The organism is Ectopseudomonas composti (genome assembly GCF_001567565.1).
Taxonomy (GTDB): domain Bacteria; phylum Pseudomonadota; class Gammaproteobacteria; order Pseudomonadales; family Pseudomonadaceae; genus Aquipseudomonas; species Aquipseudomonas composti_A.
Window position 1 is genome coordinate 1 of sequence record NZ_LSSW01000003.1, and the last position, 4,917, is coordinate 4,917.

8 protein-coding genes are annotated in these 4,917 nt (G+C 54.9%); 4 read left to right on the plus strand and 4 right to left on the minus strand.

What is annotated here, in order from left to right; translation table 11 throughout:
* The 3 genes from pflM to PCLY_RS00965 form a co-directional block, all read right to left on the minus strand.
* On the minus strand, window positions 1–245 hold a 245-nt coding region (pflM, locus tag PCLY_RS00960), incomplete at its 3' end, for a lysogeny maintenance protein PflM (protein WP_197432114.1).
* Window positions 246–653: 408 nt separating this feature from the next.
* Entirely contained in the window at window positions 654–803 is a 150-nt protein-coding gene (locus PCLY_RS24975) for a hypothetical protein (protein WP_197432115.1), read from the minus strand.
* The gene (locus PCLY_RS00965; protein WP_003245701.1) at window positions 800–1,018 is read right to left on the minus strand and encodes a MerR family transcriptional regulator; all 219 of its coding nucleotides are present in this window, start codon (window positions 1,016–1,018) and stop codon (window positions 800–802) included. Before PCLY_RS00965 ends, PCLY_RS24975 begins: the two co-directional genes overlap by 4 nt.
* A gap of 143 nt (window positions 1,019–1,161) precedes the next feature.
* On the opposite strand from PCLY_RS00965, the gene PCLY_RS00970 reads away from it, so the two are divergent.
* From PCLY_RS00970 to PCLY_RS00985, 4 genes are all read left to right on the plus strand, one after another.
* A complete protein-coding gene (locus PCLY_RS00970) occupies window positions 1,162–1,428 on the plus strand; it encodes a hypothetical protein (RefSeq protein ID WP_061237382.1) in 267 nt (88 codons plus the stop codon).
* A 55-nt stretch (window positions 1,429–1,483) separates the two neighbouring features.
* Window positions 1,484–1,813, plus strand: coding sequence for a hypothetical protein (locus tag PCLY_RS00975; protein ID WP_061237383.1), 330 nt, complete (start codon window positions 1,484–1,486; stop codon window positions 1,811–1,813).
* A 15-nt stretch (window positions 1,814–1,828) separates the two neighbouring features.
* Complete coding sequence (locus tag PCLY_RS00980; RefSeq protein ID WP_061237384.1) at window positions 1,829–2,377, plus strand: hypothetical protein; 549 nt, start codon at window positions 1,829–1,831, stop codon at window positions 2,375–2,377.
* Window positions 2,378–2,963: 586 nt separating this feature from the next.
* The gene (locus PCLY_RS00985) at window positions 2,964–4,007 is read left to right on the plus strand and encodes an IS110 family RNA-guided transposase (protein ID WP_061237385.1); all 1,044 of its coding nucleotides are present in this window, start codon (window positions 2,964–2,966) and stop codon (window positions 4,005–4,007) included.
* Window positions 4,008–4,286: 279 nt separating this feature from the next.
* Here PCLY_RS00985 and PCLY_RS00990 read toward each other — a convergent pair whose 3' ends face one another.
* Window positions 4,287–4,520 (minus strand): hypothetical protein, encoded by a 234-nt coding sequence (locus tag PCLY_RS00990; protein ID WP_061237386.1) that lies wholly within the window; start codon window positions 4,518–4,520, stop codon window positions 4,287–4,289.
* Window positions 4,521–4,917 lie beyond the last annotated feature (397 nt).

Consider the following 4,917-nt stretch of genomic DNA (forward strand, 5'->3'; position numbering starts at 1 on the left):
GTTTGATAGGCAACGCTCCAGAACGCTGGCGGTCGGCGCGGTGGCTTGTGTTTCGCGCAGATGAAAGCCGGCCTCACGTGCCAACGTCCGGTCAATAAGTCCCTGGAGACGTGCACGGGGCGGCAGTGGCTGCATTGTGTGGACGGGCAGGCTACGGGTTGAGCCTTCGCGCGACGGGACCAGCAGACAGAGCAGTCGCAGCTCTCGGCGTGGGGTTGGCGCAGGTACTGGCTCAGGCTTTTCATTGGCCGAGTCCTGCGCCTGGGGCTTTACCTGATCCGCATCCACGAAGTCATAGCCGCCCATGTGAATGACGACGGAAGCAGTCACGGCATTGTGGCGCTTGAACCACACCGAAGTCGGCATATAAGGGCCGGCGTTGCGAGCATCTGGAAAGCGCAAGCTTGCACTGTGGAGGGCCGCATTCTTCGCCAGGCGATTGAGGCGAATGAATTCAACTGCCGAGACGTAGCCTTCACGCAGTCCGCGATTCAACAGCGAAAAAAGCTCAGCCCACGAATCAGTGCCAAGGCCATGCGGATCATTGGAAAGGCGTAGATCAGTGAGCGCACGCAGCAGGCGCCAAAGGAAATTTTGATAGTCCATAACCGGATAGGTCATGCCCTCACCAGGGAGGCCGGAGGCTTGGCGGATCATTGGTTCACCCCCGGAAACAGCACCACGCGGGTTTTGCCGAGCTTCACGCTCTCGACGGCGCCGGTTCTGATCCAGTGCGCGACTTGCTCGACGGGAACACCGGCCAGGGTGGCGAAGGCGGCTTGCGTATAGAAAGGAGGATTCATTCAACCCACTCCTCTTCCATAAGCTTCTTGGTCAGCAGGGCGACGTTGACCATTACGTGGCGGCCTACCTTGAGGTGGGGCAGGTAGCCGTTGCGCATCCAGCCGCGGACGGTGTCGTGGTCTTCACTCATGCGAATCCAGTTTGCGAACTCGCGCCACGGCATCATCGGTGGCGGGTTCACAAGGTCTTTCAGCGTCAGGGGGATTCCTTCCATCGGAGTGGCCTTTGTTGCACTATGTTGGTCTTTGTTGGTGAAACCATTAGTCGGCAATATTTGCCGGTTTCATACTGACGATTATAGGCAGCCGGACAAGGTTGACTAGCAATAATTGCCGGCCTTTTAGACGATTAAGAAATATGAGAGAGCGCATAGTCGCTATTCTTGAGCATAAGAAGCTCACAGCTAAGAAGCTGGAGGAGCTGAGCGGTATCGACCGAGAAAAGTGGTACGCGCTGAGAAAAGGCGGACGGCGGGTCAATGAAGATGACATCAAGGTCATCGTTGATATCGCGCCGGAATACGCTCTGTGGCTGGTCAGCGGGAAGATTGCACCCGAAAGCGGCCAGACCAGCCCTGAGTACGACGAGGCCAACCGAAACTTGACCGATCAAGACGCGGGATAGCGATCACCCAGGAAGTAGCTAGGCGCTGGTATGCCCGAAGGGAGGTGGGTAAAGAATGAAAAGAACAGCCATATTGGCACTGGCAATCGTCAGCCTTTCAGCCAGCGCAGACGATCAGACAGCCCTGTCTAAAGCAATCGATGCGATCAAGCCTGCCACGAACGCCGCCGGTGAATACGTCAGCAAAAGCATCATGCAGAGCCTGTCGGGCAATGACACCGCGATGGGCCGAGCTGCACGCGATAACCTCGAGCGCCAGGCCAAGGCAGAGCGGGAAGCTAATCGTGGCACACGCAAGACCATGAAAGAGTGCATCAAGCCCGGCAACGTCATCGACGAAGACGTGCAGGAGTGCATCATGGGCATGCGGGAAAGAGACTGGTAAGGAAGGAGTTCAAGGATGAAGGCAGAGAGAGACGACGCCCCGGAATGGCTAACCAGCCGCCCAAGCAAAGGCAGCAACCTAAAGGTTGTACTGGCAGGAACAATTGGCACTGTCGTTACCCTTGGCGCTCTGACTCTGGCCGGTCAAGCGTTCATGCAGAACACCGTAAAGAACCTGGCCGCGAACAGTCAGCAACCGAAGCCCAAGCAAGCTGCCGAGATCACCCGAGCAGAACCAGCGCCCAGGAACGACTGGGACAGGATCGTGGAAGAGCAGGCAAGGCGAGACGCAATGTCTACGCAGCAACCTGAGCAGCCCATTGGCTCAGATAGCCCTGCAGTCAAACAGACCGTGTTTAACGATCAGAACTACACCCCGAGAGGGGCTGACAACGTGCTCAGCCTTCGCGATACCTATCAGCCCGCAGAACCGGAAAAACCGGCGGGGAAGGTACGGGTGACTGTTATAAAGGAAACCAAGGATCAAACGTGCTGGCCCTTAAAAGAAGGGAGCATTGAGCGGCGTAACTGTAAGTCACATGTTGGGCTTAATTACAGGGACTAACGCCTGCATTTGCGGTTTGGTGAATTGGCGGCTGTTTTGCGTGTTTTTGCAAAACGGGTGACAGTTTACCCAAATTCGGCAAGATGCACTTGTTAGGTATTATTCTATTCGTCATGTTGCTCAAGTTTATCCGGTGATAGATTGTAAACCAGTTCGGAGTACTCGTACCTAAACCAAGACCTATATAAGTCGAGGTTGATGCCCTTCGGCCATTCAACTCCATTATTTATGTATTCACCAACCTCAGTTCGGAAGATTTTCTCAAAATGTTTTTCGAAGCAATCCCCCCAACAATTTTGATCCTCTTCGTCTACTAGATAAACATTTGGATGATCGTTTAGCTCTTGTAGCGTCCAGCGATGAAGATTCTTATGATGAGCTTTGACCCATCTCAAGAACTCTTCAGTTCCATAGATTGTGATAGCACTTCTATTTACGAGCTTCATAAGTACCTAACGCTTGGTTAAGGGGCGGGCTTTAGCCGGTCCCGAGTGAGCGAAGCGAACGGCTTGAATGCTGTAATGGACTCTCCCCACACCACAGTTCTATACCAAGGTGTCGAGGATTTTTGAGCGGGAGAGTCGTTATGAAACGCATTGCCGTTGATCTGGCCAAGTCCGTTTACCAAGTTGCCGAGAGTGTCCGTTCCGGCCAGGTGGTGCAGCGCAAGCGGCTGAACCGAGAGGCGTTTAGGCGATATATACAGGAGCAGGCCGAGCCGGTCGAGTGGGTGATGGAAGCCTGTGGCACAGCGCACTATTGGGGGCGGCTGGCGCAATCGCTCGGTCATCAAGTGAAGCTGATCCATGCGCGCTATGTCCGGCCCTATCGCCGGGGCAACAAGACCGACCGCAACGACTGTGACGCCATGCTGGAAGCGGCGCGCTGCAAGGATATTTATCCGGTGCCGGTGAAAAACCACGAGCAGCAACAGCTGCAGCAACTGCACGGGCTGCGGGAAACCTGGAAGAAGAGCAGAACCCAGCGCATCAACCTGTTGCGCGGCATCCTGCGTGAAGCAGGTATCGAAGCGCCGGTCTCGACCGCTACCTTTATCCGAGCGGCCAATGAATTGGTTGAACAGCCTGAACTTGCTCCCTTGAGCCGTCTGCTGCATATCGTGCTGGCCGAGATCAACTTGTACGAGCAGTGCATGGCCGAATGCGAACAGCAACTCAAGCGCTGGCATGCTGAGGATGAAATCGTGCGCAAACTGGATGAGGTCAGCGGTATTGGCCTGCTGACTGCCAGCGCCCTGACCGTCGTTGTGGGTAAGCCTGAGCGCTTTTCCAGTGGTCGCCAACTGAGCGCCTGGTTGGGTATGACCCCGAACGAATACAGCAGTGGCGAACGCCGACGGCTTGGGCGGATCAGCTGCAAGGGCAATATCTATGTGCGCACGCTATTTATCCATGGCTCGCGAGCGGCCTTGCTAGCGGCTCAGCGATGCCAGGCCCGTACGCCAGAAAAACTGACCGAGTTGCAGCGCTGGGCCGTCGAGACGGCAGCCCGTATTGGCCACAACAAAGCGGCTGTGGCGCTGGCGAACAAATTGGTCAGGATCTGCTGGGCGGTGTGGTGCCATGAGCGGCGTTTCAATGGTAATTGGCAGAGCACAAAGCCCGCCTGACGGCGGGGGTAATCAGTAAGGAAGATGGTTTTCTTGTGGTTGTGGTGAGCAGCAGCACTGTCGGAACAGGCGAGTCCTGCAGCGGAATAAGGCCGATAACAATGATGATCCCCGTGATCGATTGAACGCTTGGCCCCCGCTGCGCGAACTACAGAATGGCCAGGGCGGAAAAGCCCAACACAGGCCGGATATACGAATGCAACCGCGCTGACGACAAGTGCAAAAGAAAAGCTTTGCTCACTACTTGTGGGGAGAGTCCATATACGCATTGTTATGTGCCTACTCATCGTATTCAATGAAATCCCAAGGAATCTCTTTTTTGAAAATTTGAATAGACTCTTCCATTAGCTCAAGCGAAATTGATTCTTTGAACACAGTTATGGTTCGAGTTCTGTCCGTATCATCTCTGAAAATCTCAACGATTAATTCGTTATCTCGGTAGATTTCAACGCCGATCCCGTCTCGAGGATTCACATCGCTTGCGACTACAACTCTATCTTTAGGCAACGACATAAGCCTTCCTTTGGCACATAACGCTGGAATTAAGCGGCGGCGCAGCCGTCCGCTTGAATGAGATGTTAGGCATGGGCCGAAAGCAATGTGAGCTGCTGGCCCAGCCATGACTTGAACTGCTGCTCCGAAAGTGGGTCTGGCGAATGCCCCCATTCATTCCAGCGCCGGTCAATAACTTGGGACCAATCGTCCGCGACTCGGGCAAGCGCAGGATGACCACCCCAGAACCGAGCCGCGTCACGGCAATGGCTGACATGGCCGTTGAGCTCTTGGATGGAGCAATTGCCACCCACGTAGCGTTGGCCCGCCTCTAGCATTTGCCGGAACTCTGTGATTTCGACAGACATTACGTTGATGCCTAACGTTTGGTTAAGGGGCGGGCTTTAGCCCGTCCCAG

What these genes read in the sequence shown, in the direction of transcription:
- PCLY_RS00985 (WP_061237385.1), top strand. Translation starts at nt 2,964, where the DNA reads ATGAAACGCATTGCCGTTGATCTGGCCAAGTCCGTTTACCAAGTTGCC.
- PCLY_RS00965 (WP_003245701.1), bottom strand. Translation starts at nt 1,018, where the DNA reads ATGGAAGGAATCCCCCTGACGCTGAAAGACCTTGTGAACCCGCCACCG.
- PCLY_RS00980 (WP_061237384.1), top strand. Translation starts at nt 1,829, where the DNA reads ATGAAGGCAGAGAGAGACGACGCCCCGGAATGGCTAACCAGCCGCCCA.
- PCLY_RS24975 (WP_197432115.1), bottom strand. Translation starts at nt 803, where the DNA reads ATGAATCCTCCTTTCTATACGCAAGCCGCCTTCGCCACCCTGGCCGGT.
- PCLY_RS00975 (WP_061237383.1), top strand. Translation starts at nt 1,484, where the DNA reads ATGAAAAGAACAGCCATATTGGCACTGGCAATCGTCAGCCTTTCAGCC.
- PCLY_RS00970 (WP_061237382.1), top strand. Translation starts at nt 1,162, where the DNA reads ATGAGAGAGCGCATAGTCGCTATTCTTGAGCATAAGAAGCTCACAGCT.
- PCLY_RS00990 (WP_061237386.1), bottom strand. Translation starts at nt 4,520, where the DNA reads ATGTCGTTGCCTAAAGATAGAGTTGTAGTCGCAAGCGATGTGAATCCT.